Here is a 24,519-nt window from a genome sequence, read left to right as displayed (position 1 = left end):
AGCCTAAGATTGAAACCAAACTTGCAGTATAGGTTTAAGGAAATGACCAACCCTCTCTCTCTGATTTCATTAAAGAACCCGTGGCATTTATTGGCGACAGGTTTTGGTAGCGGTTTATCACCTGTAGTGCCAGGCACAATGGGCACACTGGCATCTGTACCATTATTTCTATTGTTAGCCCAATTGCCTTTTCCACTATACGTGGTCGCCGTACTTATCTCTTGTGTGATTGGCATTAAGATCTGCCAAGTGACATCAGACGACATGGGCGTTCATGACCATGGCTCAATCGTGTGGGATGAATTTGCGGGCTTTTGGATCACTATGAGCTTAGTGCCTGCACTGAATATTCCTTTAACAGAATGGAAATGGTTACTTACTGGTTTTATCTTGTTCCGCTTCTTTGACATGGTAAAACCGTGGCCTATCGGTTGGTTAGATAAACGTGTTCATGGCGGCTTAGGTATCATGATTGATGATATCGTGGCGGGCATTATGGCGGGTATCGCACTGTTTTTTGTGGCGAAATACGCAGGTTGGATGTAGTACCTACCACTGACCATCGACAAATAAACAAAAGGGATGCCAGAGCATCCCTTTTTTGTGTTTACGCGATTTTATGGCTTTACGTCTATTTACTTGGCTAGGTAATCGTTGATTGATTTCTCGATACCTTTTGCGTCTAAACCAAGTTCTTCGTGCAGCTCGTCTTGCGTACCTTGAGGTATGAAGCGATCTGGCAAGCCAAGATTTAGTACTGGCTTGATGATCTTATCTTGCATCATAAACTCAATTACACCTGCACCAGCGCCACCTGCAATCGCATTCTCTTCTAGTGTGACCAGAACATCATGCTCAGCGGCGAGCTGACGGATCAAGGCTTCATCAAGAGGCTTAACAAAGCGCATATCAGCAACTGTTGCGTTGAGGTTTTCAGCCGCCTCCAGTGCGTTACCTAAGAAGGTACCGAAGCTAAGAATTGCCACTTTCTCGCCTTTACGCACGATACGACCTTTACCGATTTCAAGTGCAGTGAAGTCTTTTTCGATTTCAGTGCCCATACCGCTACCGCGTGGGTAACGAACCGCGCTTGGACCCGTGTGTTTGTGGCCTGTGTACAGCATCTGACGACATTCGTTTTCGTCACTTGGTGCCATGATTACCATGTTCGGGATACAACGCATAAAGCTGAGATCGAACGCGCCTTGGTGAGTTTGACCATCTGCGCCAACCAGACCTGCACGGTCGATAGCGAACATCACTGGCAAATCCATGATCGCAACGTCGTGGATCAGTTGATCATAACCACGCTGTAGGAAGGTAGAGTAGATTGCTACGATCGGGTGATCGCCCGCAATTGCCATACCTGTTGCAAGTGTCACGGCATGCTGCTCTGCGATCGCTACGTCAAAGTACTGCTCAGGGTACTCTTTTGAGAAGCGAACCATACCAGAGCCTTCACGCATTGCTGGTGTAATCGCCATCAGCTTAGGATCTTGCGCTGCCATGTCACATAGGAAATCACCAAAGATCTTAGAGAAGGTTGGCTTGCCGCCACTGCTCTTCGGCAAACTGTTATGTGATGGGTCGAACTTTGGTACACCGTGGTAGCCGATAGGATCTTTTTCTGCTGGCTCATAACCTTTACCTTTCTTGGTCATGATGTGCAGGAATTGTGGACCTTTCAACTCACGCATGTTTTTCAATGTCTTGACGAGCTCGTTGACATCGTGACCATCGATAGGACCGATGTAGTTGAAGCCAAGCTCTTCGAATAACGTGCCAGGAACGACCATACCTTTTAGGTGCTCTTCTGTACGACGCACCAACTCTTTGATCGGTGGGACACCGGACAGCACTTTCTTGCCGCCTTCACGGATAGAAGTGTACAAGCTGCCAGAAAGGACTTTCGCAAGGTGATTGTTCAGCGCGCCTACGTTCTCTGAAATCGACATTTCGTTGTCGTTTAGAATCACTAGCATGTCAGGGTGAACGTCACCAGCGTGGTTCATTGCTTCAAAAGCCATACCAGCCGTAATGGCACCATCACCGATTACGCTGACCACTTTACGACCTTGACCTTCTTTTTCTGCGCTAATGGCCATACCGAGACCAGCACTGATAGAAGTCGATGAGTGGCCAACAGATAAGGTGTCGTACTCGCTCTCTTCGCGCCAAGGGAATGGGTGAAGCCCGTCTTTTTGACGGATAGTAGGCATTTGATCACGACGACCTGTCAGAATCTTATGTGGGTAAGCCTGATGACCCACATCCCAGATTAGCTGGTCAACAGGTGTGTTATATACATAGTGCAGAGCGACCGTTAGCTCTACTGTGCCTAAGCCAGACGCTAAATGTCCGCTAGACTGACTCACTGAATTTAGCAGATACGTGCGTAGTTCATCGCACAATGTCGGCAATGTTTCTTTCGGAAGAAGACGCAACTCCTCCGGTGTATTTGCTAACGCCAGTGTCGGGTATTTTGAAATATCAAGAGTCATATAAATGCGCGCTTATAGTTTAGTTCTTGCGCTCGATGACATATCGGGCGAACTCTTCGAGTAACTGAGTATTGTATGGGATTGCTTCCAATGCTTGAAGTGCTTCCTGTAACAGAGTGTGAGCTTTCTCCATTGCTCCCTCCAAACCCAGTAGAGATGGATAAGTGCTCTTGTTCAGCTCTTGGTCTGAGCCTTGAGGCTTACCCAGTGTTTCTGTGTCACTAATGATATCAAGAATATCGTCTTGAACCTGAAACGCCAGACCGATCGCTTTTGAGTAGCGTTCTAGGTGTGGCAATACTTCCAGGCCTTTTTCGCCTGCGGCTAACGCACCAAGTTTGACCGCACAGTTAATCAGTGCACCAGTTTTATTGCGATGAATTTCTTCCAAATCTGCGAGAGAAACTCGACGATTCTCTGCACCTAAATCTAACGCTTGACCAAGACACATGCCACTTGCACCAGAAGCTTGCGCTAGTGCTTGTACCATCTTTATACGCTGGCTTTCCGCGTTCGGATTCAGTTTACCTTCAGCAAGAATCGTGAATGCCAATGTTTGTAGAGCATCACCAGTCAAGATTGCTGTGGCTTCATCAAACTTAATGTGGCAAGTCGGTTGACCGCGACGCAGCGCATCGTCGTCCATTGCAGGTAGATCATCGTGAATCAGAGAGTAGGCGTGAATACACTCAATAGCAGACGCTGGCGTGTCGAGATCTTCTGGCTTACAACCTAGCATTTGACCAGTGATGTAAACAAGGAAAGGACGAACACGTTTTCCGCCAAGCAGCAGACCATATTTCATCGCTTGAATCAGCGGCTGTTCTTGGTGAGGCAATTGCTCAAGCCACAGATTGAGTTGTTGGTTGTTTCGTTGTTGATAAGACGTCAATGTCTCTTGCATCACATTGCTCACTACTGATTATTATTCTGACTCAGGGTTGAAGTCACTCAGTGGTGCTTCATCATCTTCGCTAAGAAGAATGCTTACGCGCTGTTCGGCGTCGCTCAGTTTTGTTTGACCAGCACGAGCCAGTGCAATGCCACGTTCAAATTTACGTAGGGCATCATCAAGGGCAAGATCGCCATTCTCTAATTGATCAACTAAGCTATCTAGCTCTTCAATTGTTGCTTCGAAGGTCATATTTTCTGGTTTCTTGACCGCCATCTTTTATCTGCCTTAATAGAGCCTCTAATAGAATGCACGCAAGTTACCTTAGCCTACTAAGTTGGTCAAATTTAACCTTATATAATTGTCACAAAATTAGCGTTAGACAGGTCTGATAAGACGATATTGATCATAGACTTCGGAGCTAAACGATCTTTTTGTGACGTATTGACCAAGATTTTTCTAAAAAAACTGTTCTAGTTGTCGATACAAGTAATAATTCGCCTGACTAGGCAATATTTAAGTATAGCGAGAGGAGTGCTTTGTGGATTTAGCAACCCTAATAGGTTTGATCGGTGGTTTTGCATTCGTCATCATGGCGATGGTGCTAGGCGGCAGCATCGGTATGTTCGTAGACGTTACCTCAATCCTAATCGTAGTTGGTGGCTCTGCATTTGTTGTGTTGATGAAGTTCACCATGGGGCAGTTCTTCGGTGCGACAAAGATCGCAGGTAAAGCGTTCATGTTTAAAGCCGATGAGCCAGAAGATCTGATCGCTAAGATTGTTGAAATGGCAGACGCGGCACGTAAAGGTGGTTTCCTCGCTCTTGAAGAGATGGAAATCAACAACAGCTTTATGCAGAAAGGCATCGATTTACTGGTTGATGGACATGATGCCGACGTTGTACGTGCGGCACTACAGAAAGACATTGCACTTACCGATGAGCGCCATACGCAAGGTACAGGCGTGTTTCGTGCATTTGGTGACGTAGCCCCTGCGATGGGGATGATCGGTACACTGGTTGGTCTGGTAGCCATGCTTTCAAACATGGATGACCCAAAAGCGATCGGTCCTGCGATGGCGGTAGCGCTTTTGACCACACTATACGGTGCGGTGCTTTCTAACATGGTGTTTTTCCCAATTGCAGACAAGCTTTCATTACGTCGCGATCAAGAAACGTTAAACCGTCGTTTGATTATGGATGGTGTTTTGGCGATCCAAGATGGTCAAAACCCTCGTGTTATCGATAGTTACTTGAAGAACTACCTCAACGAGGGTAAACGCGCTCTCGAGATAGACGAGTAATCCGGAGGTCATCTGATGGATGAAGATAACAAATGTGATTGTCCGCCACCCGGTCTCCCGCTGTGGATGGGGACATTCGCTGACTTGATGTCACTGCTGATGTGTTTCTTCGTACTGCTGCTTTCGTTTTCGGAAATGGACGTATTGAAGTTCAAACAAATTGCGGGCTCGATGAAGTTCGCTTTTGGTGTACAAAACCAACTTGAAGTGAAGGACATCCCAAAAGGTACCAGCATCATCGCTCAGGAATTTCGACCGGGTCGCCCTGAGCCGACGCCAATTGATGTCATCATGCAGCAAACCATGGACATCACTCAGCAGACGTTGGAATTCCATGAAGGGGAATCTGACCGAGCAGGTGGTACTAAACGTGACCAAGGTAAGCTGACGGGGGGACAATCACCAGAAACTTCAACGCAAAACAATCAATCGGCAGAAGCAGACATGCAACAACAGCAGTCTGAACAAACGTCGCAAGAGATGGAAACCTTGATGGAAAGCATCAAGAAAGCGTTGGAGCGAGAGATTGAGCAAGGCGCGATTGAAGTAGAAAACCTCGGTCAGCAAATTGTGATTCGAATGCGAGAGAAAGGCGCGTTTCCTGAAGGATCGGCGTTCTTACAGCCGAAATTCAGACCACTAGTACGCCAGATTGCCGAACTGGTGAAAGACGTACCGGGTATTGTTCGAGTGTCTGGACATACGGACAACCAACCGCTGGATTCTGAGCTGTATCGTTCTAACTGGGACTTGTCTTCGCAACGAGCTGTATCGGTTGCCCAAGAGATGGAGAAAGTAAGAGGCTTCTCGCACCAACGCTTACGAGTGCGAGGCATGGCTGATACTGAGCCATTAGCGCCAAACGATTCTGATGCAAACCGCGCACTTAACCGCCGTGTTGAAATCAGCATCATGCAAGGTGAGCCACTTTACAGTGAAGAAGTACCCGTAATTCAATAAGCGGATATTTGTTCTTATACTAAAAGCGAGCGTTAGCTCGCTTTTTTTGTCATTCCATTTCGCTTAGGTGTATAATCTTGCGCCTTTGAAGTGAGCTCAGGCTACCTTTTATGACCAAAACGCACTTTTGCTGCGTATGAAGCATCGAGGTGGAGTATCACTCATTGTTGATTGCGAAACTAACCTGCGAACTAGACTATGAAATTTATTGTAAAGCCCCATCCAGAAATTTTTGTAAAAAGTGAATCTGTGCGTAAGCGCTTCACAAAGATTTTAGAGTGCAACATTCGTAACATCGTTAAGAGCCGTACGGAGTCTGTCGCGGTATTCAACCGTCGTGATCACATTGAAGTGACCTCTGAGAGTGACGAGTTCCACGCTGAAGTTTTAGAAATCCTGACGCACACGCCAGGTATTCATCATATTCTTGAAGTAAAACAAACTGAATTCAAAGACTTGCATGACATCTACGAGCAAGTGTTGGAGCTAAGCGGTTCACTTATCGAAGGCAAGACTTTCGTAGTGCGCGCTAAGCGTCGTGGTAAACACGATTTTACTTCTATTGAGTTAGAGCGTTACGTAGGTGGCGGTCTTAACCAAGCGGTAGAAAGCGCTCGAGTTAAGCTAAGTAAGCCAGACGTAACGATCAACGTTGAAGTGACTAACGACAAGCTAAACCAAGTGTTAGCACGTCACAAAGGCCTAGGTGGTTTCCCGCTAGGTACACAAGAAGACGTACTAAGCCTGATCTCGGGTGGTTTCGACTCTGGTGTTTCAAGCTACCTACATATCAAACGTGGTTCAAAAGTACATTACTGTTTCTTTAACCTAGGTGGTCCAGCACATGAAATCGGCGTTAAGCAGGTTTCTCACTACCTATGGAATAAATACGGCTCTTCAGCAAAAGTACGTTTCATCTCAGTTGATTTCGAGCCTGTAGTTGCAGAAATCCTAGAGAAAGTTGATGACGGCCAAATGGGCGTGATCCTGAAGCGTATGTTCATGCGTGCAGCAGGTATGATCGCTCAGAAGATGAAGATCGAAGCATTGGTAACAGGTGAAGCGCTGGGTCAGGTATCGAGCCAGACGCTGACTAACCTACGCCATATCGATAACGTAACAGATACTCTGATTCTGCGTCCGCTGATTAACTGGGATAAAGAAGACATCATCAACCTAGCGCGTGAAATCGGCACAGAAGACTTTGCGAAGACGATGCCAGAATACTGTGGTGTTATCTCTAAGAAGCCAACTGTTAAAGCGGTGAAAGGCAAGCTAGAAGCAGAAGAAGAGAAATTCGACTTCAGCATCCTTGAGCAAGTGGTTCAAGAAGCTCGTATGATGGACATCCGTGATATCGCAAAAGAGTCACAGGAAGCAGCACCAGAAGTTGAGCAAGTACAAGCAGTAGAAGAAAACGCAATCGTATTGGATATCCGTAGCCCTGAAGAGGAAGACGATAACCCACTAGAAATCGATGGTGTTGATGTTAAACATATTCCATTCTACAAATTGGGTACTCAGTTTGGTGATCTAGACCAAGCTAAGACATACCTACTGTACTGTGACCGTGGTGTGATGAGCCGTCTGCAAGCACTTTACTTGCAAGAGCAAGGTTTCAACAACGTGAAGGTTTACCGCCCATAATCGCGTTGTAATGCTGACAATCACAAAAGCGCAAATTGAGAAATCAGTTTGCGCTTTTTTCGTTTTAGCACGCGCAAAATTTTCCCTAATGAAGTGATAAGATTGAGCTCAATCGCACGCTTCGGGATTTGTATTGATATAACGATAATTAATCCGAAATCAGGATGAAAAGGTGATGTTGATACCAATTTCTGAGAAGAGGGACAGTGGGATTTTTTAGATAAAAAAACACCGCCTAATAAGGCGGTGCAAGAAATTTGACAGACAGGTCAAAATAAATACAGGAAGTATCTGTTTTGTCACAGGGAGTGTGGACAAAACATATGGTAGAAATCTACCTAACTCGAAATACGAGTTTGCAAACACAACATCGCAACAACGAAGCCAATTGATTCACAAAAGGAATCAAGCCGTTCAGGCTCGTGTTGCGGGATGAAATATAGAATTTATCTGGCTGTTCGGCAACGGACATTTTATAATGTTTCAGATAAAAAAAACTAATCCTACTTGAGGTCCCATAATGTCTCGCAGATTGCCTCCGTTGAATTCACTTCGCGTTTTTGAAGCGGCTGCTCGCCATCTCAGTTTTACCCGTGCTGCTGAAGAGTTGTTTGTTACTCAAGCGGCAGTGAGCCACCAAATTAAAGCGTTAGAAGAGTTCTTATCTTTGAAACTTTTCCGTCGTCGCAACCGCTCTTTGTTGCTAACAGAAGAGGGGCAAAGTTACTTTCTAGACATCAAAGATATCTTCACTTCGATTTCAGAAGCGACCGATAAGGTATTGGAACGTAGTGAAAAAGGTGCGTTGACCATCAGTTTGCCACCAAGTTTTGCAATCCAATGGCTGGTACCTCGCTTGGCGGATTTTAATGCCCAAGAACCGGACATCGATGTGCGTATTAAAGCGGTTGATATGGACGAAGGTTCACTGACTGATGATGTTGATGTAGCTATCTATTATGGTCGTGGTAACTGGCCTGGTTTGCGTGCCGATAAACTCTACCAAGAGTTTTTGATCCCACTTTGTTCACCTTCGTTACTTTTAGGTAACAAACCATTAGAATCTCTAAGTGACCTTAAATTACACACCTTGTTACATGATACCTCTCGTAAAGATTGGAAGCAGTTCGCTCGCCAGCAGAATATCGAAGGCATCAATGTGAACCATGGTCCTATTTTCAGCCACTCGACCATGGTGCTTCAAGCTGCTGCGCACGGGCAAGGTGTCGCTCTAGGTAACAACGTGCTAGCCAAACCTGAAATGGAAGCGGGACGCTTAATCGCGCCATTTGATGAGGTATTGGTGTCGAAGAATGCCTTCTATGTGGTGTGTCACGAACAGCAAGCGGATATGGGACGTATCGCGACGTTTAGGGACTGGATGCTAGCAACTGCAAGAAAAGAACAAGAGGAAGTATTGGATGAGCCATTGGATAGCTGAGGGACCTGAAAACGGACCGCTGTTTATTTTTGCTCACGGCGCAGGGGCAGGCATGGAACACGATTTCATGACTGCCGTCGCCAAAGGATTAGTTGAGCAGGGTATACGCGTGGTGCGTTTTAACTTCCCCTATATGGTTAAGCGAGCGGAAGATGGCAAGAAGCGTCCGCCAGATCGTGCCCCAAAACTTCTTGAAGCTTATGAAGAAGTGATCGCTCACTTTACTTCTCAACCTATCGTGATTGGCGGTAAGTCGATGGGTGGGCGTATGTCGAGCTTACTCGCCGATAATGCGCTGGTGGCGGGTGTTGCCTGTTTAGGTTTCCCTTTTCATCCTCCCGGTAAACCAGAGAAATACAAAGGCGAGCATTTAGCGAGTATCGAAAAGCCAACTTTAATCCTGCAAGGTGAGCGCGATACATTCGGCAAGCGCGAAGAGTTCGAAGGCTTTGCATTATCAGAGCAGGTCACAGTGAGCTTTCTGCCAGACGGTGATCACAGCTTTAAGCCACGCAAGAGCTCTGGCTATACAGAGGCAGGTAACATTGCTTCAACAGTGGAGCAGTTAGCGACATTTATTAAAGAGGTGTCCTGTGAAAAGTAAGTGGTTACTCTCATTTACTGGTCTTTCTGGCTTAACATCAGTGGCGCTAGGTGCATTTGCTGCACATGGTTTGAAAGCAAAGTTATCGCCTTATTTACTGGGCGTCTTTGAAACCGGCGTTTTGTATCAGTTCATCCATACTTTGGCTATCGCATTTTGTGCGATTTTGCTGTTGCTCAATTTGGGACAAAAAGCACAAAAGTATTTTTTCATCGCGGCGATTTGCTTTATCATCGGCATCTTTTGTTTTAGCGGCAGTCTTTACGCGCTGGCGCTGACGGGCATTAAGTGGTTTGGACCAATTACTCCTATGGGAGGATTCTTGTTCATGATCGGTTGGTGTCTGTTCTTTTTTGCTGCGTTTAATATCAAAGAGGTCTCCAAGTGAAACAACTAATGCTCTATTGCCGTTCTGGCTTTGAGAAAGAGTGTGCTGGTGAAATTCAGGACAAAGCAACACAATTGGAAGTGTATGGCTTCCCTCGTGTGAAGAAAAACTCAGGTTATGTTGTCTTCGAATGTTACCAAGATGGAGACGCAGATAAGCTAGCAAAAGGCTTAGACTTTAGCGCACTGATTTTTGCACGTCAGATGTTTGCTGTGGCTGCCGAGTTCGAAGCGCTACCAAGCGATGACCGTATCAGCCCAATTCTTGCTGAATTGTCTGAAATCGAAGCATTCCCACGTTGTGGCGATCTGCGTATTGAAACTCCCGATACTAACGAAGCGAAAGAGTTATTGAAGTTTTGCCGCAAGTTCACGGTACCAATGCGTCAGGCGATGCGTGGTAAAGGTCTGATGTGGAACAAAGACAACGCGAAGAAGCCAGTACTGCATATTTGCTTTGTGGCTCCGGGTCATTGTTACGTGGGTTACTCATACCCAGGCAACAACTCGCAGTTCTTCATGGGTATTCCTCGCCTTAAGTTCCCTTCAGATGCACCAAGCCGCTCTACGCTGAAATTAGAAGAAGCATTCCACGTCTTCATTCCGCGTGAGGAATGGGATGAGCGTTTGGCTCCAGGCATGTGGGGTGTCGACCTAGGTGCTTGCCCGGGCGGTTGGACTTACCAATTGGTGAAACGTTCGATGTTTGTTCACTGTGTGGATAACGGCATGATGGCGGATAGCCTAATGGAAACGGGTCAAATTAAACACCACATGGTAGATGGCTTTAAATTTGAACCAGACCGTAAGAACGTTACTTGGATTGTATGTGACATGGTTGAGAAGCCAGCACGCGTTGCGCACCTTATGGGGCAATGGCTGCTAAAAGGTTGGGCGAAAGAAGCGATTTTCAACCTTAAGCTTCCAATGAAAGGTCGTTACGATGAAGTGCTGCAAGATCTTGAAAACCTAAAAATATTCCTGATTGAGAACAAGGTGAAATTCAAGCTGCAAGCAAAGCACCTATACCATGACCGCGAAGAGATCACGATTCACATTCAATGTCTGTCTAATATCTCACCACACTAAGCTATCCTTTCTATGTGGTTGAACATTTTCAAAAAAGCGCCTAATGCAGGCGCTTTTTTATTGTGGTTTAAGAACCATGACCATTACTTAGTTGCTGGTAGGCCACATCTCTTCCCATTTTACTGATTCCATGTTGTCTTCGATGCTATCTGGCGTTTGAGCAAAAAAGTCTAATCCAGTTTGACGTTCAACTTCGTCAATGGTGGTAATAAAGTTAGCTAACTCAGAGCTTGAAACATCACGATGCGGGACAATGAACGCAATGGCTTCATCAAAGCTTGGATCAAGAATGACTTTGTAAAACGCGCTCGGGATCACCACACCATTACCGATTGTTCCTTCGTTGCCTTGGTAAATCGGTCCAGTCACCACATAAAGTTCGTTGTATTCATTGGCGAGATCACGAACATGTTCTTCTAGAACGCGCCAACCAACTCGGTTAAACCCCGGAAGTTGAGGCGACATATTGCTCATCAAAAAGCTCTGCTTCATTGACTCTCGGGTGAAGTCCATTGTCGCTGACGGAGCAAGGTGTCCTCTGTCGTAACCAGAGCCTTTGTAGTCCGCTAGGGTAGAGCGCGCGTAATCCGGCATTTCAGTGTCTTCTTTGAAGGAGTTACTGCGTTTGTTGGTGATATTCACGCTTTCAGCGGTAATGTGGTAAGCAACCCAGTCTGCGTTTTTGGTGTCGTAGTTGTACCCAACCGCATAGCCATCTCGGCAGAGGAACTGATCGCTGTTGGTTGAAGGCATACCTTTATCAAGGTGTTGACCGCAAGTTTCAGCAAGAGTAGGGAAGGATAGGAGCGTGACTAAAGATACTAAGATGATGTTTTTCATTATTTTTCTCCGTTATTGGGAGATTTGAAAATAATGAAATTACTCACTAAGACTGTGAATTAGCTTATAAACTAATCAGTATCTTGTAGGTTAATGATGAGGTAAATATCATTGCTGTGAATGTAAAGGGTTACACAACAGATTTTATAAACGTGTTGTCTAACCCAAAACTAGCAGCGTAAAAGAGATGCACTTACTCGGCTTTATTTGGTCCGGTAAAGCGAATGTCTTGCAGATTAAAGCCGAGCTCGATGTCGCATTTCAACGCCGCTACGCGTTTGCATAGACGTGCAGATTCAATGTGTTCATCCAGCTTCTTACGATATTTCGGTACCAGCTCTTCACTTGCGTATGCCGCTTCAATGTCCTCAAACTGAGTGAGAATTTCCTTAGCGGCTTTTGGACCAACACCGGGTACACCCGGTACTTGGCTTGAGCTAATCCCTGTTAAACCCCAGTAGTCGGCAAGCTGAGTGGGTTTCACGCCAAACTCTTTTTCGATAAACGGCTCATCCAACCAACGATGTTGGAAGTAGTCTCGGATTTGCAAAGTTGGGGACAACAATTGGCAATAACCTTTGTCGGTGGAGACGATGGTGACTTTCTCTCCGTGACTTGCGACTTTAGTGGCGAGGGTTGCAACTAAGTCATCCGCTTCATCACCTTCAGATAGCAGTGAGTCGATGCCTTGCTCCCACCACGCTTGTTGAATTGCGTCTAAACCTTGCATCAGGGGTTCTGGCATAGGTTTGCGGTTTTGTTTGTAGTCTGGAAGGATTTCCGCGCGCCAACCTCGGTCTTGCTCGTGGTGATCGAATACCGCGATGATGTGCGTAGGTTGCGCCTCAGATAGGATGCGAGTCAGCGTTCTGCCTGTCGTTGTGATGGTTCTTGCTATGTCAGTTGGATCGGGTTGTGCTGAGTGCACGCGGCGGATCAGGTTTAGGGCATCAATGATAACAAGATGAATAGACATAATGACTTAGCAATAAAAAAGGGGCGGAATGCCCCTAGTGTAACGAAAGCTGAGTTATCTATCGACCACCATTTTCTCGATGGGCAATACGGTAGCATGGTTCATACGCAGTGCCACCCGGTAGTTTCATACGGTGCTGCTCTACGAAGTCTTTCAACAGCTTGTCGAGTTTTTTCATCAAGACTGGATCGCCATTGATGGTAAACGGACCTTTGCGTTCGATTTCTCGAATCCCTTCCGCTTTAACGTTACCAGCAACAATACCTGAGAAGGCTTGGCGCAGACTTGCAGCCAGAACTTGAGGTTGTTGGTTCAAATGCAGATCTAGGCTTGCCATCGCATCATGAGTTGGTTCAAACGGAAGTTGGAACTCTGGCTCAATTTTTAGCGACCAGTTAAAGCTATACGCATCGCCTTTTTCTTTACGATGCTGACGAACCTCGTCCATTGAGCGTTTCATAATACGAGCAACTTCTGCTGGATCATCAATCACGATTTGGTAGTGCTTCTGACCTTTTTCGCCCAATGTATCGGCAATAAAGGCATCGATTGAGCGGAAGTAGGCTTCACTCTCTTTCGGACCTGTAAGTACGATAGGCATTGGTTGGTCGGCATTTTCTGGGTGCATCATGATACCCAAGATATACAGCAACTCTTCGGCGGTACCCGGACCGCCAGGGAAGATAACGATGCCGTGCGCCATGCGAACAAAGGCTTCGAGACGTTTCTCGATGTCTGGCATGATCACCAACTCGTTCACGATTGGGTTTGGTGGCTCAGCCGCAATGATTGAAGGCTCTGTCAAGCCAAGGTAACGCTGCTCGGTATAACGCTGTTTGGCGTGACCAATCGCTGCGCCTTTCATTGGACCTTCCATCGCACCAGGACCACAGCCCGTACAGATGTTCAGTTCACGTAGACCCAACTCGTTACCCACTTCGCGAGTGTATTGGTACTCTGTCGCGTTGATTGAGTGACCACCCCAACAAACCACAAGGTTCGGCTCAATGCCGGGCGTCAACGTACCAGCATTACGCAAGATGCCAAATACAAGGTTGGTGATGTGCGTGGCATTGGTGAGGTTAAGACGTTGGTTGTCCGCCAAATGCATGTTTACGTACACGATGTCACGTAAAACAGAGAATAAGTGCTCTTGAATGCCCTTGATGATCTCTCCGTCAACGAACGCATGTTCTGGCGGGTTGGCAAGCTCAAGCTTGATGCCGCGTTCGCGTCGAACTACGTTCACATCAAACGATAGGTATTTATCTAACAGCTCTTTTGAGTTGTCGGTATGGCTACCAGAGTTGAGGACCGCGAGCGTACAATTGCGATAGAGCTGGTAAAGCTCACTTGATGCGGTTTTCTTAAGACGTTCAACTTCCAGTTGTGATAGCAAATCCATGCTACCTGCGGGGCTTATATGGGTAATCATAAGGCCTCCTTGCTAGTGCTTTCTTTGAGGGAAGAAACCAACTCACCTACTTAGCTTATACGTGTCGTTCTACTCAGTGGTTGGCAGACTTTGTTTATAGCGTTTAAACAGCTTAGCAGACTGGAAGAGGAGAAACGTGATAACTCGTTGAAAATTTGAGGCAATATGACAAAACAGCACGTAAAAAGTGTTCGTTTGATTGTTTTTTGAACGCTTTTTAGTTCCAGTTGACTTGGTTGTTACCACGCTGTTTGGCGTCTTTTAGCATGTTACCAAGACGGTCGAGGACGTATTCTGGGTTGTCTGCTTCTTTAAATGATGTAGAAACCGCAGTTAAGGTGATCATGATGTTTTGTTCACGGAACTTGAATGGTAATTTGCTGATGTCACGTTGAATGTTTTTCATCAATTCAAGCGTGTATTCTTCTGATTGTTCCGGGATCAGCAAGATGAACTCTTCACCACCAAAACGCGCTACGGTTTCCGTATCTGCAATCCGCTTGTTCATCGTGCGGGCAATGATTTTTAGCGCCTTGTCACCAGCTGTGTAACCGTAGCTATCATTTACCGCTTTGAAGTTATCCACGTCAAACAGCACCACGCGCAAGTTTTGCTGTGAGCGAATCCAACGACGATATTCGAGCTCTAAACGATCGTTAAAAGCCGTGCGATTGTAGACCTTTGTAAGAGGATCAAGCAGCATACGCTGAGCTTGGTCTTCCAAGCGGCGACGGTAATCTTGTGTCGTTTCGAACACTGCTTCCAATTGATTTTTGCTGTAGCTTAGGCGTTCTTGAAGTGCTTGCTCACGCTCTTCTGTCATTCTCAAGCGTTCAGTCAGTGATGCCATTTTTGCCAGCAGTGGCGAAACTTCGCCTTTTAACTCGTCTAAGTCTTGGGCTTGCTCAAGAGACTCTTGACTGCGTTCAACCAAAGTGGTCATCTCAGCGTTCAGCTCTTGACGATGCTCAAAGTAAGTTTGGTGCTGGTCAACATTCTGATGAACGGTTTTGAGATTGCTAGACAGTGACGTGTTCAACTGTTCTAGGAACTGTTCTGATGATTTACGCTCGTACTTGGTCGCTTCCACGACCAGTTTTAATGTGTGTAGCGTTAATTCAATCAGAGATTCAGCATTGACACCTAAAAGTAACTTAGCGCGAATATCCAACAGTTGATCGCCAGACTCACCTTCAAAATCGAGTTCCGTGATGGTGTGTTGTAGATCGCTTGCAAGGCATTCCAGTTGTGACTTATCAGGACCGTGTTCTAGCTCGCCTAGGTTAAGGCGTGAATTAGAGGTGATTATCTTGAGTGCGCGCTCGTAGATGCTCAGTAGCTTAGTGGCTTGATCGACTTTCTTACCAGCATGGACTTCCGAGAAGCTCATCAGGTTACGCAATTCACGTTTTAACTGCGCAGGCAAGCCGGTGATACGTTGAAGCGTTTCACCACTGTGTTTGATTTGTTCGTCGAGATAACCGTTTTGTTTTTCCATCGTCTTAGATTGCTGTTTGAGCATTCTTTCTAGCACTGCTAAGCGAGGGATCAGCGTACTTACATCTTTATGATGTTCAAGCTCTTGCTGAATTTCGCGCAGGTAGTTGGATACTTGAGAGTTTGAACCCTGACAAGCAGAAGACAATGATGCCACAACTCGCTTAAGAACTTGCTGCTCACGTTGAAATTTGAGCGAAGTATCACGATGAGTCAGCCTGAGTTGGTCAAGTTGACAACTCAGCTGATGAAGCTGCGACTGAATATCGGATTCCAAGATTCCCATGAAGTGACTACGGTTAAGTCCATGTACTACTGACGATTATTTGATAATAACAAAAAACTTTATAGCGTCATCACTGATCACGCTCAACCGTTGTTTAATTATCCGTTTTTTAATATTTTTTTGATGTCGTCCTCATTCTTGTACGAAGAATGAATCTTTATTAGCCCTTGATTGATGGCATGTTGGCAAGCTGTCCTTATGTCACCGGTTGCAAAACTCGCGGCAGGTGCATTATCAATGGCCTTTAAGAATACCCAATGACTGTGCTTATCTTTCAAACTAACTTCACGTGCTATGTGTGTCGCAAGCAACAGTAGATCGAGCAGTTCTTCATCGTTAATCGCGGTGTAAGCACGCGGCAAGAATGGGTAATCACTGATGCCCATGCGAATGATGCGATTGACGTTGTGCTGTGCTGCGAACTCGTCCACCCAGCCTTGGAATTTATCAAAGGTGGCTTCTGCGGAGGCATCGCGATCGGCATTTGGCTCAATGTACAACAAGTTTGCATCTGAGAAATGGTACAAACGTGTTGGCTTCTGAATGCGTTCTGCTAGGAACTCACCAAATGCACGTTCTAACTCTAAGCCAGCTTTGTAACCATGTTGAACGTACATGCTGCGCAAGAATGGCAAATCGATCATCACAAAGCGTAAGCGGTCATTCAACGGCTCGTGGATAAGTTCACCCATTTGCCATTGTTCGAATGTGTCGCTCGACTTCTTCAATGAACGCGATAGCTTGACGTTGAGCATACGTAAGTTACGCAGGCGTGAGCGAGAGTGAGTGAACAGATCATTACGCAGCTTTTCAATCTCAGCTGTTTGACGTTGGTTGATAACACCACGACGCATGATGAATAAGAACATCACCAAAACGGTAATAAACAGTGCGAACGAGATCTTTTGGAATTTACGATGCTCCATTTCAACTTGAGCTAGCTTGTCTGCCTGACCTACATAGTGGATGCTTTGCTCAGCAAACTCTTTTTGTTGGCGGAAGGCATCTTCACTGATTTGGTTAAGCTGCTTTTGCTCTAGGCGCACTAGGCTGATGTATTTTTTGTACGCTTGAAGGGATAACTGGTATTCGCCAGCTTGCTCATACCCCAAACCCAGTAAGCGATAGCTTTGCTGTTTAATGAAGCCCGTATCTTCTGGTGCTTTCTCTATCAGGTCTAGCGCTCTCTTGGCATTGACGATCACATCTTTACTGTCATTTTGATGGTATGCCAGACCTGATTTAAGCAGTGCAGCTTTGGCTTCTAGCTGAGGTAAATCAGCGTATTCCAATAAGTCTTTGGAACGGTCTAGGTACTGCTCTGCTAACGCATAGTTGTAAAGCTGAAGGTAAGTGGCAGCTAGGCTCAAACGTATTTTAATGATGCGGTTGATATTCTTACTGGTGCTGTCGTGATCAAGTACATTGAAGTAATGCACCAGCGCGAGGTTGAACTTACCTTGGTAGAAGTAGATATCGCCCATCTGTTCTAGCACGTCAGCCAAAATTGGGGAGCTTGGGTAACTGTCGTAAAAGTCCGCCGCCTGAGAGAGGTATTCAATTGCTTTGTCGTAAACGCGGCGCTCTTGGAATAGTCGAGCCAATAGACGGTTTACCTTTGCTAGTCTGGCTCCACTGTCGCTCTCGATAGATTGCCAGTAACCGTAAAGCAGTTCTGAGAGCGCGAGGTTGTATTTCTTGTTGTTGAGGTAAAATTCGCCTACCGCTGTGTGGTAGTCAATCAGAGTCAGATCTGAGCGATTGTCTTCAAACATGGTTTTAGCTTTAGCATACAAACGCTCAGCGTTTACGGAGTCACCGCTATTTGCTGCGAGCAAGGCACGTTGCATCACTAAGCGGTAACGAACGCTGTCGGTACGCTGTAAAACCGGATTTGCTTCTTCAATCTGTTTTTCGATCTGGTCGAGTTTTTGTTCTGCTGCGGCGTAGTTTTTGTCGTACATCCAAATCATTTGGTTGCGCATCAGTTGCACATCCAAATTCATGTACGGCAATTGGTATTCTTTGGCTAGACGTTCTGCTTCATCAAGGTTGTTGATGGCAGAGCGAATGTTGCCCATTGCATAATCGGCTTGTGCAATGATTTTGTGCGCCTCAATCGTGCTGCTCGGGGTGCGGATACTGCGGTCGGTCTCTTCACGAGACATCGCGGAAGGGCTGCCATTCTCTTGGCGTTCAATCAGCTCGCGTTGCAAAAGGTAGTTTTTGGCCGCTTGTTTTGCTTGTGAAGGTTCGATCTCAGCTAATTGCTGAGCTTCATTGAGCAAAGCGGAAGATAAAATGGTCGCGTGAAGTGGCTGTGCTAACAATAAGCAAAGAAAGCCAATCAGCCTTAATAGACGCGAACTGTCCCAAAACATCCTTTTCGTTCCCTCGAACTGTGTCGTTTTTGAATAAACAATATTAGAGAAAAACGCCCAGCAATCCAACAGATAGCTGGGCGTTTTTGAGTATTTAAGCAATGAGTGTTGAGTATTTAGCTCATTCGCTTTTGATTAAGTACTCAGATTATTGACGAGCCATGCGATTATTGTGCGCTGGCTTGTCTTGTTCCGTTGAGCGGTAAGGGTTGATATCCAAACCACCACGACGCGTGTAACGTGCGAATACGGTTAGTTTCGTTGGTTGGCAGTACTTCATCAAGTCAGTGAAGATACGTTCAACACATTGCTCGTGGAACTCATTGTGTTCACGGAATGAAACCAAGTAGCGAAGCAGTTTCTCACGATCAAGCTTAGCGCCTTGGTAGCGAATTTCTACGCTGCCCCAATCTGGCTGGTTGGTGATCAAACAGTTTGATTTTAGTAAATGGCTGTGAAGTACTTCTTCCACTTGCTCGTTACCTGCAGCGCCGTCTAGAAGCGCTGCATCAAAGTCGTAGCTAGTGATTTCGATGTCTTGATCGTCAATGCATTCACCTTCCATCGTGACAATAGGTTGGTTGGTGTAGTGACTAACTGGATTCACTTCCACAAGTACTTTCTCGCCAGCGCATGCTGATAAATCTTGCGCTAAACGCTCAGTGACTTCTTCCCAAGTAGCAAAACGCGTTTGGTTGTAGCTGTTTAGGTACAACTTGAACGACTTTGACTCAATTAAGTTTGCGCTGGTTGCTGGGATGTAGACTTCGCCAACGGCAACTTGAGGCAAGCCTTTACTGTTTAGCCAAGATAGCTCGTACAGCGTCCAAATATCGTGACCCATAAACGGTAGGCTGTCGCCAAGTTCAAGGTCATCACGGTTTAGGCTGCGAGGTACAGGTTGCAGCAAGCTTGCGTCGTATTGATTTGCGTACTCGGTCTTTTTACCCAGAGTTAGGCCAGCAAGCTCTTTAGCGTCAGAATATTTGCTCATACTTTGTGGTCATTTTCGATTAGAATGGCGAGAATTTTACTGAATCCGCTGATTAATTGCCATCCGGCAGACACCGCGACCTGATAAAAACTAACCAGGAGACCTTCATGACCCAAACCGTTACTCAGGCTCTACAGGACTTTAGCCTGCGCTACCAACAAGCTTGGCAAGACGAGCATAACGAACTGCCACGCAGTGAAGAGCTTGCTGATCTTGTTTCTCCATGTGTAGAAGAGAAACGCGACGGGGCCGTATTGTGGAAAGCATTCCCACGTGAAGAAATAGCGGATTTCACTAACGTTGAGAACGCAATTGAGCTGACGCTGCATGAAGACATCAAAACCTTTTACGGTTCTCAGTACAGCGCTGATATGGACGCAACTTGGCAAGGTAACGAACTGACGTTGCTGCAAGTATGGAGTGATGATGACTTTACTCGTCTGCAAGAAAATATTCTTGGTCATCTAGTCACTCAGCGCCGTCTAAAATTAAAGCCGACGGTATTTATCGCAGCGACAGATGCAGAGTTGGATGTTATTTCTATCTGTAACTTGACCGGTAATGTGATTCTTGAGCGCTTAGGCTCAGACAAACGCGACGTACTGGCTGAGACGCTCACCGAGTTTCTAAGCAAACTAGAGGCTGCAGTGTAAGCATGTACGTTGTTGAGTTGCAGTTTGAGTGTTTTGATAACACTACCGTAAGCGCGGTTGATAAAGCGATTAATGGTCTGATGGACGCATTGCGCTACAACGGTCAGGTGCTTGGTCGTGAGTTTCCTATCGTGATGGGTGATGGCGAGTTTTATGTTCGCGTGGTTTGCCCAGAGCAAGACAGTTTGCACCCTCGTTACCATTCTGATTTCGTCAAAGTGTGCATGAATCGTTTGTCGGAAGCCTCGTTGCTTGCGCCGAAAATGCGCGTGTTGGGTCGTGATTTGAACTCAGAAGAAGCGGCGGAAGAAGAGACACCTAGCTGGCAAGTGCTGTACACCACGTACGTTCATACTTGTTCTCCACTGCGCAGCGGCGAGACACTGTTACCAATTCCGCTTTACCGTAATGGTGCTACGTTGAATGGTGACCACAAAGCGGTGGTGAAATGGCAAACCGAATGGCAAGCGTGTGATGAAATCCAAATGGCAGGTGGCTGTCGTGCTGAACACGCTGCGCTGCATGAAATTTGCGACGCTGACAGTGTGCTGTTCCGTCGAGGTTGGGATTTGCGTGGTCGTATTGAATACATCACCAAGATCCCGACTTATTACTACCAATACCGAGTTGGTGGTGAGTCACTGGAAGCGGAAAAAGCGCGCAAGTGTCCCAAATGTGGTGGTGACTGGTTACTAGACGAACCGCTACACGACATCTTCTACTTTAAGTGTGACGATTGCCGAATTGTCTCCAATATCTCTTGGGACCACATCAAGTAGTCTATTTTTAAAAAGCTGGCGTCTATGCCAGCTTTTTTCTATCGCTATAAATGAATCAGGGTTGATTGGTAAAATTTTCTATTATTTATTTTATCAATACATTGATTCGAAAAGCATTTTCATTGACCATTCCTCTCATCCCCTTGATTGTGATTTTTGTTCATGTTCAAAGAAAAATGTAACTTAGTTGCATGGTTTATAAGCATTGAAACGTTTGCTTCTCAAAAATTTCAAATAATATCCATATCCTTTTTGAGGTTTTGGGAAGAGGGCCCCTTCCGAAAATATATATAAAAAAATAATCTGGAAGGAATTGAGATGACTTTATTTAAACGAAGCCTAGTCTGTATTGCAGTTGTCGGTTTGATGGCTGGTTGTAACGATGATGAAACCAAATACGTAGAGGTACCATCAGATTACAGTCCAGTGGTCGCAGAGGGTAAAACGCTAACTAACACACCTGACGTCGTCGTCAAAGGTGAAGCAACGCAAGATGACGAAGTCACCATTGCTATCGCGGCGACATCGGATTTACATGGTCGCTTGTTTGGTTTTGACTATGCGCTAAATGCCGTAGACGATGACGCTGGTATTACCCGCATCGCAACCTTGCTTGCTGGCCAAAAAGCGGCACATCCAAATATGATCCTGATTGATATCGGTGATACGGTTCAGGGCAACTCCGCGCAGCTATTCAACGATGACCCAACTCACCCTGTGGTTGAGAGCATGAACTCTCTTGGCTTTGATGTTTGGGTACCAGGCAACCATGAATTTAACTTTGAGCGTTCGTTTGTCGATCGCAACCTCGATCATTTTAATGGTGCGGTCCTGTCTTCTAACATCAAGTGGGAAAGTAACGATGTGAACTACATTCGCGCGTTCCAAATGTTTGAAGTGGAAGGTGTGAAAGTGGCGATCGTTGGTCTAACGCCATCGAACGTGCCGAACTGGGAAGCCTCAGCTCCGGATCACTTCAAAGGTTTGAAGTTTGAGAACGAATTGGACGCAACCAAAGAAGCGGTTGATCAACTGGTGTCTAAGTACAATCCTGATGTGATCGTGGGTGCGCTTCACCTTGGTCGCCAAGAAGACGGTGGTGTGGGCGTTTATGAAATTGCGTCTGCAATGGCGGATAAATTCGACGTTATTCTAGCGGGTCACGAACACGCGAACTACATCGAACAAGTGAATGCGGACGGCACAGTTACACCAATCAGCAAATCAACATCAGAAATCGGCGGCGAAAATACGTTGATTGAAGATAAAGCCAAGTCTGGCGAATACACTCAAGATAACCGCGCACAAAGCGTGAAAATCATTGAACCAGGTAAGTGGGGTGCTTACCTTGCCAAAGCTGAGATTCAACTGAAGAAAGTCGATGGTAAGTGGACTATGGAAGACACCACGTTAACCAACATCGGCACGAAGAAGGTCAAAGAAGAGCAGGCTCTACAAGCGAAATTCCAATACGTGCATGATATTTCGGTTGAAGACGCGACGCGCGAGCTTGGTCGTGTAACGGGCAACTTCACACCAAGCGCATCAGGCTTCCCAGATGAAGCGACCGCGACGGATTACAACTACACCGCAGAGCGTCTGTACTCGACGATTCACCTTGCGAAAGTGGTTGATACACCATTGATGGATGTGATTAACCAAATCCAAATGCAGCAAATCGAAGCGGCGATGGGTAAAGGTAACGGCGCGATAGTCTCTGCAGCATCTCTGTTCTCTGATCAATCTAACTTAATAGACAACGAAGTGTACACCAAAGGTAAGTCGACTAACTTGTATAAATACGACAACACTTTGCTTGGTGTGGAGATGACAGGTGCCAACCTAAAACGCTTCATCGAATGGTCTTACTCTTACTTCAACCAATACCAACCGGGTGATATTACCGTTTCGTTCAAGAAAGGCGCTCCTGCTTACCTATACGACCAATTTGATGGTGATATCGAATTTACTGTGGATCTGAGTAAGCCGTCTCTTGAGTTGGATGAAAACAATACAGTGACGAATGAAGGCAGCCGCGTCAACATCACTAGCATTGGCGGTGAACAGTTCGATCCTAATGCAACTTACAAAGTGGCAATGAACAGCTACCGCTTTGGTTCGCAAATCCAGAAGTTTGGTTGGGCGAGCAAAGATGACGTGTTCTACGACTCAGTAAATGAGCCGGTATACGCAATCCGCGATATGTTGACGGCTTATGTTGAGAAGAACAAAGGCATCAACGTGGCAGATTTTAATGGCAACGTTGGTAACTGGTCGTTCACGCAATACCTGCCAAGTGGTGAAATTACGACACTAAGAGAAGGTAAAGGCAAGGCGCTGTGGGATCAATTGAAGAACATGGAAATCTGTGTCTCGATTGATTTGGAAAACCCAAAATACCCTGCAATTGTTAAGTCTGTGAACATCAATGATTCGTCTAGTTATGTTGATAATCCTAACAAAGACGCGGCGACGCTTGATGAGAAAGTCGCAGGTTGTAACCCAACTCATTAATCCTGCATATGGGCGCGGTAAGTATTACCGCGCCTAATTTTACTCGCTTGAGGTAAAGACTGTTTGAGTGAGTGATGTAGAAGAGCGCTTCATGATCAAAAGAATTTATAACCGATGGGGTTTTACCCTACTGATTACCCTTATTTCCACGCTTATCTTTCAGTTTTCGTCGTCGTGGAGTGAAGATTTCCGTCCTAAATCTCGTCAGCAACAAGAGTTTGTTGAAGCGACCGTCACTCGTTCGATTTCAAACCATGTTGCGCCTGATCCGCTTGTGCCGGATGTGATGACTGGTAAGCAAGTCTTCATGGCAAAAATCCTTGAGGGAGAGAGCAAAGGTTTAGAGGTGGAAGTCACCAATCCTCTTAGTCGCCAGCACAATGTGTACGTTGGTGAAGGCGATACTTTCATTATGATGATCCGCGAAACCACCAATGGCACTGTTTATTGGGCGTATAACCACAAACGCTCAGACGCGATTTACCTGATGCTTGTGCTGTTCTGTGCGCTGTTACTGAGCTTTGGCAAGAAAGAGGGCATCAATTCCATGGTCGCGCTCTATTTTACTGCGGCATTGATTGTTGGCGTGTTGGTGCCGAGTATTTTTGCGGGTTGGAATCCGATGTTGGTCAGCATCTTATTGATGGTGGTGATCATTGTAGTCAGCTTTATTCTCGTCTCTGGCTATAACCGTAAGAGTTTATGTGCCATGGGCGGCACATTATTGGGTGTGATCGCCGCGGGTGTAATGGCGCAGTGGTTCGGTGAAATGGCGCACTTGTCGGGCATTTACCTCGACAAGGGCGAAGACGTGATTTACCTAACGTCGGTAAAGATGGGCATCCGTTGGTTGATGTTCGTGACGATTGTCGTTGCAGCACTTGGCGCTGTTATGGACGTTGCGATTTCGATTGCATCGGCGTATGCGGAGCTGCAACAAACCGACCCGAAACTCAAACCAAAGCAGTTGGTTAGAGCGTCGATGAACATTGGTCGAGACATCATGGGCACCATGACCAACACCTTGATTTTGGCGTTTGCTGGTGGATCGTTAACAACCATCATGATGGTATGGGGGCTTAACATGCCTGCGAGCCAGTTTATGAATATGCCGCTGGTGGGACTTGCAGTGGTGAATGCGTTAGCGGGCAGTGTAGGCATTGTGCTTACTATCCCGTTTACTGCGTTTTTAGCGCCTTATGTGTTTAAACATCCGCAAGTGGATACGCAGCAAGAACAGGAGCAAAAGAAGCTTGAGCAAGACGAAGTTCAGCTGTTCTAGCGATATAAAACCGCAATGAAAACAAATGCAAAAAGGGCGCTCCGATGAGCGCCCTTTT

The 24,519-nt window shown here is 46.1% G+C and carries 21 protein-coding genes; 12 read left to right on the top strand and 9 right to left on the bottom strand.

What is annotated here, in order from left to right; all coding sequences use genetic code 11:
* Positions 1–42 precede the first annotated feature (42 nt).
* Positions 43–546, top strand: a complete 504-nt coding sequence (gene pgpA, locus NL647_RS23100; RefSeq protein ID WP_009697721.1) for a phosphatidylglycerophosphatase A — start codon at positions 43–45, stop codon at positions 544–546.
* A gap of 89 nt (positions 547–635) precedes the next feature.
* Here the strand turns inward: pgpA and dxs are convergent, their stop codons facing one another.
* The 3 genes from dxs to xseB are packed head-to-tail and all read right to left on the bottom strand — an operon-like array spanning position 636 to position 3,669.
* A complete protein-coding gene (gene dxs, locus NL647_RS23095; RefSeq protein ID WP_045488626.1) occupies positions 636–2,501 on the bottom strand; it encodes a 1-deoxy-D-xylulose-5-phosphate synthase in 1,866 nt (621 codons plus the stop codon).
* 19 nt (positions 2,502–2,520) lie between these two features.
* Entirely contained in the window at positions 2,521–3,405 is an 885-nt protein-coding gene (gene ispA, locus NL647_RS23090; protein WP_005447589.1) for a (2E,6E)-farnesyl diphosphate synthase, read from the bottom strand.
* 21 nt (positions 3,406–3,426) lie between these two features.
* The gene (xseB, locus tag NL647_RS23085; protein WP_005427560.1) at positions 3,427–3,669 is read right to left on the bottom strand and encodes an exodeoxyribonuclease VII small subunit; all 243 of its coding nucleotides are present in this window, start codon (positions 3,667–3,669) and stop codon (positions 3,427–3,429) included.
* Between the two features lie 265 nt (positions 3,670–3,934).
* Here xseB and pomA point away from each other — a divergent pair, with 265 nt between their 5' ends.
* From pomA to rlmM, 7 genes are all read left to right on the top strand, one after another.
* The gene (gene pomA / locus NL647_RS23080) at positions 3,935–4,696 is read left to right on the top strand and encodes a flagellar motor protein PomA (protein WP_005427558.1); all 762 of its coding nucleotides are present in this window, start codon (positions 3,935–3,937) and stop codon (positions 4,694–4,696) included.
* A 15-nt stretch (positions 4,697–4,711) separates the two neighbouring features.
* Positions 4,712–5,656, top strand: a complete 945-nt coding sequence (locus NL647_RS23075; protein ID WP_005447588.1) for a flagellar motor protein MotB — start codon at positions 4,712–4,714, stop codon at positions 5,654–5,656.
* A 198-nt stretch (positions 5,657–5,854) separates the two neighbouring features.
* Positions 5,855–7,303: a tRNA uracil 4-sulfurtransferase ThiI gene (gene thiI / locus NL647_RS23070; RefSeq protein ID WP_047514875.1), complete on the top strand. Its 1,449-nt coding sequence runs from the start codon at positions 5,855–5,857 to the stop codon at positions 7,301–7,303.
* Positions 7,304–7,823: 520 nt separating this feature from the next.
* Positions 7,824–8,744 carry a transcriptional regulator GcvA gene (locus NL647_RS23065; protein WP_009697724.1) on the top strand — a complete coding sequence of 307 codons (921 nt, stop codon included), beginning with the start codon at positions 7,824–7,826 and terminating at the stop codon, positions 8,742–8,744.
* Positions 8,725–9,348: an alpha/beta fold hydrolase gene (locus NL647_RS23060; protein ID WP_005447578.1), complete on the top strand. Its 624-nt coding sequence runs from the start codon at positions 8,725–8,727 to the stop codon at positions 9,346–9,348. Before NL647_RS23065 ends, NL647_RS23060 begins: the two co-directional genes overlap by 20 nt.
* Positions 9,338–9,736 (top strand): DUF423 domain-containing protein, encoded by a 399-nt coding sequence (locus NL647_RS23055; protein WP_005447577.1) that lies wholly within the window; start codon positions 9,338–9,340, stop codon positions 9,734–9,736. Before NL647_RS23060 ends, NL647_RS23055 begins: the two co-directional genes overlap by 11 nt.
* Entirely contained in the window at positions 9,733–10,824 is a 1,092-nt protein-coding gene (rlmM, locus tag NL647_RS23050; RefSeq protein WP_253650706.1) for a 23S rRNA (cytidine(2498)-2'-O)-methyltransferase RlmM, read from the top strand. The genes NL647_RS23055 and rlmM overlap by 4 nt, the downstream gene beginning before the upstream one ends.
* 87 nt (positions 10,825–10,911) lie before the next feature.
* Here the strand turns inward: rlmM and NL647_RS23045 are convergent, their stop codons facing one another.
* The 6 genes from NL647_RS23045 to queF form a co-directional block, all read right to left on the bottom strand.
* Positions 10,912–11,664: a DNA/RNA non-specific endonuclease gene (locus tag NL647_RS23045; RefSeq protein ID WP_009697728.1), complete on the bottom strand. Its 753-nt coding sequence runs from the start codon at positions 11,662–11,664 to the stop codon at positions 10,912–10,914.
* 193 nt (positions 11,665–11,857) lie between these two features.
* The gene (xni, locus tag NL647_RS23040) at positions 11,858–12,640 is read right to left on the bottom strand and encodes a flap endonuclease Xni (RefSeq protein ID WP_005447572.1); all 783 of its coding nucleotides are present in this window, start codon (positions 12,638–12,640) and stop codon (positions 11,858–11,860) included.
* Between the two features lie 58 nt (positions 12,641–12,698).
* Positions 12,699–14,075 (bottom strand): nucleotide 5'-monophosphate nucleosidase PpnN, encoded by a 1,377-nt coding sequence (gene ppnN / locus NL647_RS23035; RefSeq protein ID WP_253650705.1) that lies wholly within the window; start codon positions 14,073–14,075, stop codon positions 12,699–12,701.
* Between the two features lie 217 nt (positions 14,076–14,292).
* Complete coding sequence (locus tag NL647_RS23030; RefSeq protein ID WP_005447568.1) at positions 14,293–15,858, bottom strand: diguanylate cyclase; 1,566 nt, start codon at positions 15,856–15,858, stop codon at positions 14,293–14,295.
* 98 nt (positions 15,859–15,956) lie between these two features.
* Positions 15,957–18,239: a lipopolysaccharide assembly protein LapB gene (locus NL647_RS23025; protein ID WP_253650704.1), complete on the bottom strand. Its 2,283-nt coding sequence runs from the start codon at positions 18,237–18,239 to the stop codon at positions 15,957–15,959.
* A 148-nt stretch (positions 18,240–18,387) separates the two neighbouring features.
* On the bottom strand, positions 18,388–19,233 hold the full coding sequence (gene queF, locus NL647_RS23020; protein ID WP_005447565.1) for an NADPH-dependent 7-cyano-7-deazaguanine reductase QueF: 846 nt from the start codon (positions 19,231–19,233) through the stop codon (positions 18,388–18,390).
* Between the two features lie 107 nt (positions 19,234–19,340).
* Here queF and syd point away from each other — a divergent pair, with 107 nt between their 5' ends.
* The 4 genes from syd (at position 19,341) to NL647_RS23000 (ending at position 24,461) form a co-directional block, all read left to right on the top strand.
* Positions 19,341–19,886 carry a SecY-interacting protein gene (gene syd / locus NL647_RS23015; RefSeq protein WP_253650703.1) on the top strand — a complete coding sequence of 182 codons (546 nt, stop codon included), beginning with the start codon at positions 19,341–19,343 and terminating at the stop codon, positions 19,884–19,886.
* A 2-nt stretch (positions 19,887–19,888) separates the two neighbouring features.
* Positions 19,889–20,665 (top strand): Zn-ribbon-containing protein, encoded by a 777-nt coding sequence (locus tag NL647_RS23010; RefSeq protein ID WP_253650702.1) that lies wholly within the window; start codon positions 19,889–19,891, stop codon positions 20,663–20,665.
* 318 nt (positions 20,666–20,983) lie between these two features.
* Positions 20,984–23,179: a bifunctional UDP-sugar hydrolase/5'-nucleotidase gene (locus NL647_RS23005; RefSeq protein ID WP_253650701.1), complete on the top strand. Its 2,196-nt coding sequence runs from the start codon at positions 20,984–20,986 to the stop codon at positions 23,177–23,179.
* Between the two features lie 91 nt (positions 23,180–23,270).
* A complete protein-coding gene (locus tag NL647_RS23000; protein ID WP_239210975.1) occupies positions 23,271–24,461 on the top strand; it encodes a YibE/F family protein in 1,191 nt (396 codons plus the stop codon).
* The last annotated feature ends 58 nt before the right edge of the window (positions 24,462–24,519 follow it).

This window comes from Vibrio sp. Y29_XK_CS5 (assembly GCF_024181835.1).
Lineage (GTDB): Bacteria > Pseudomonadota > Gammaproteobacteria > Enterobacterales > Vibrionaceae > Vibrio > Vibrio harveyi.
This window is presented reverse-complemented; position numbering and strand designations above follow the sequence as displayed.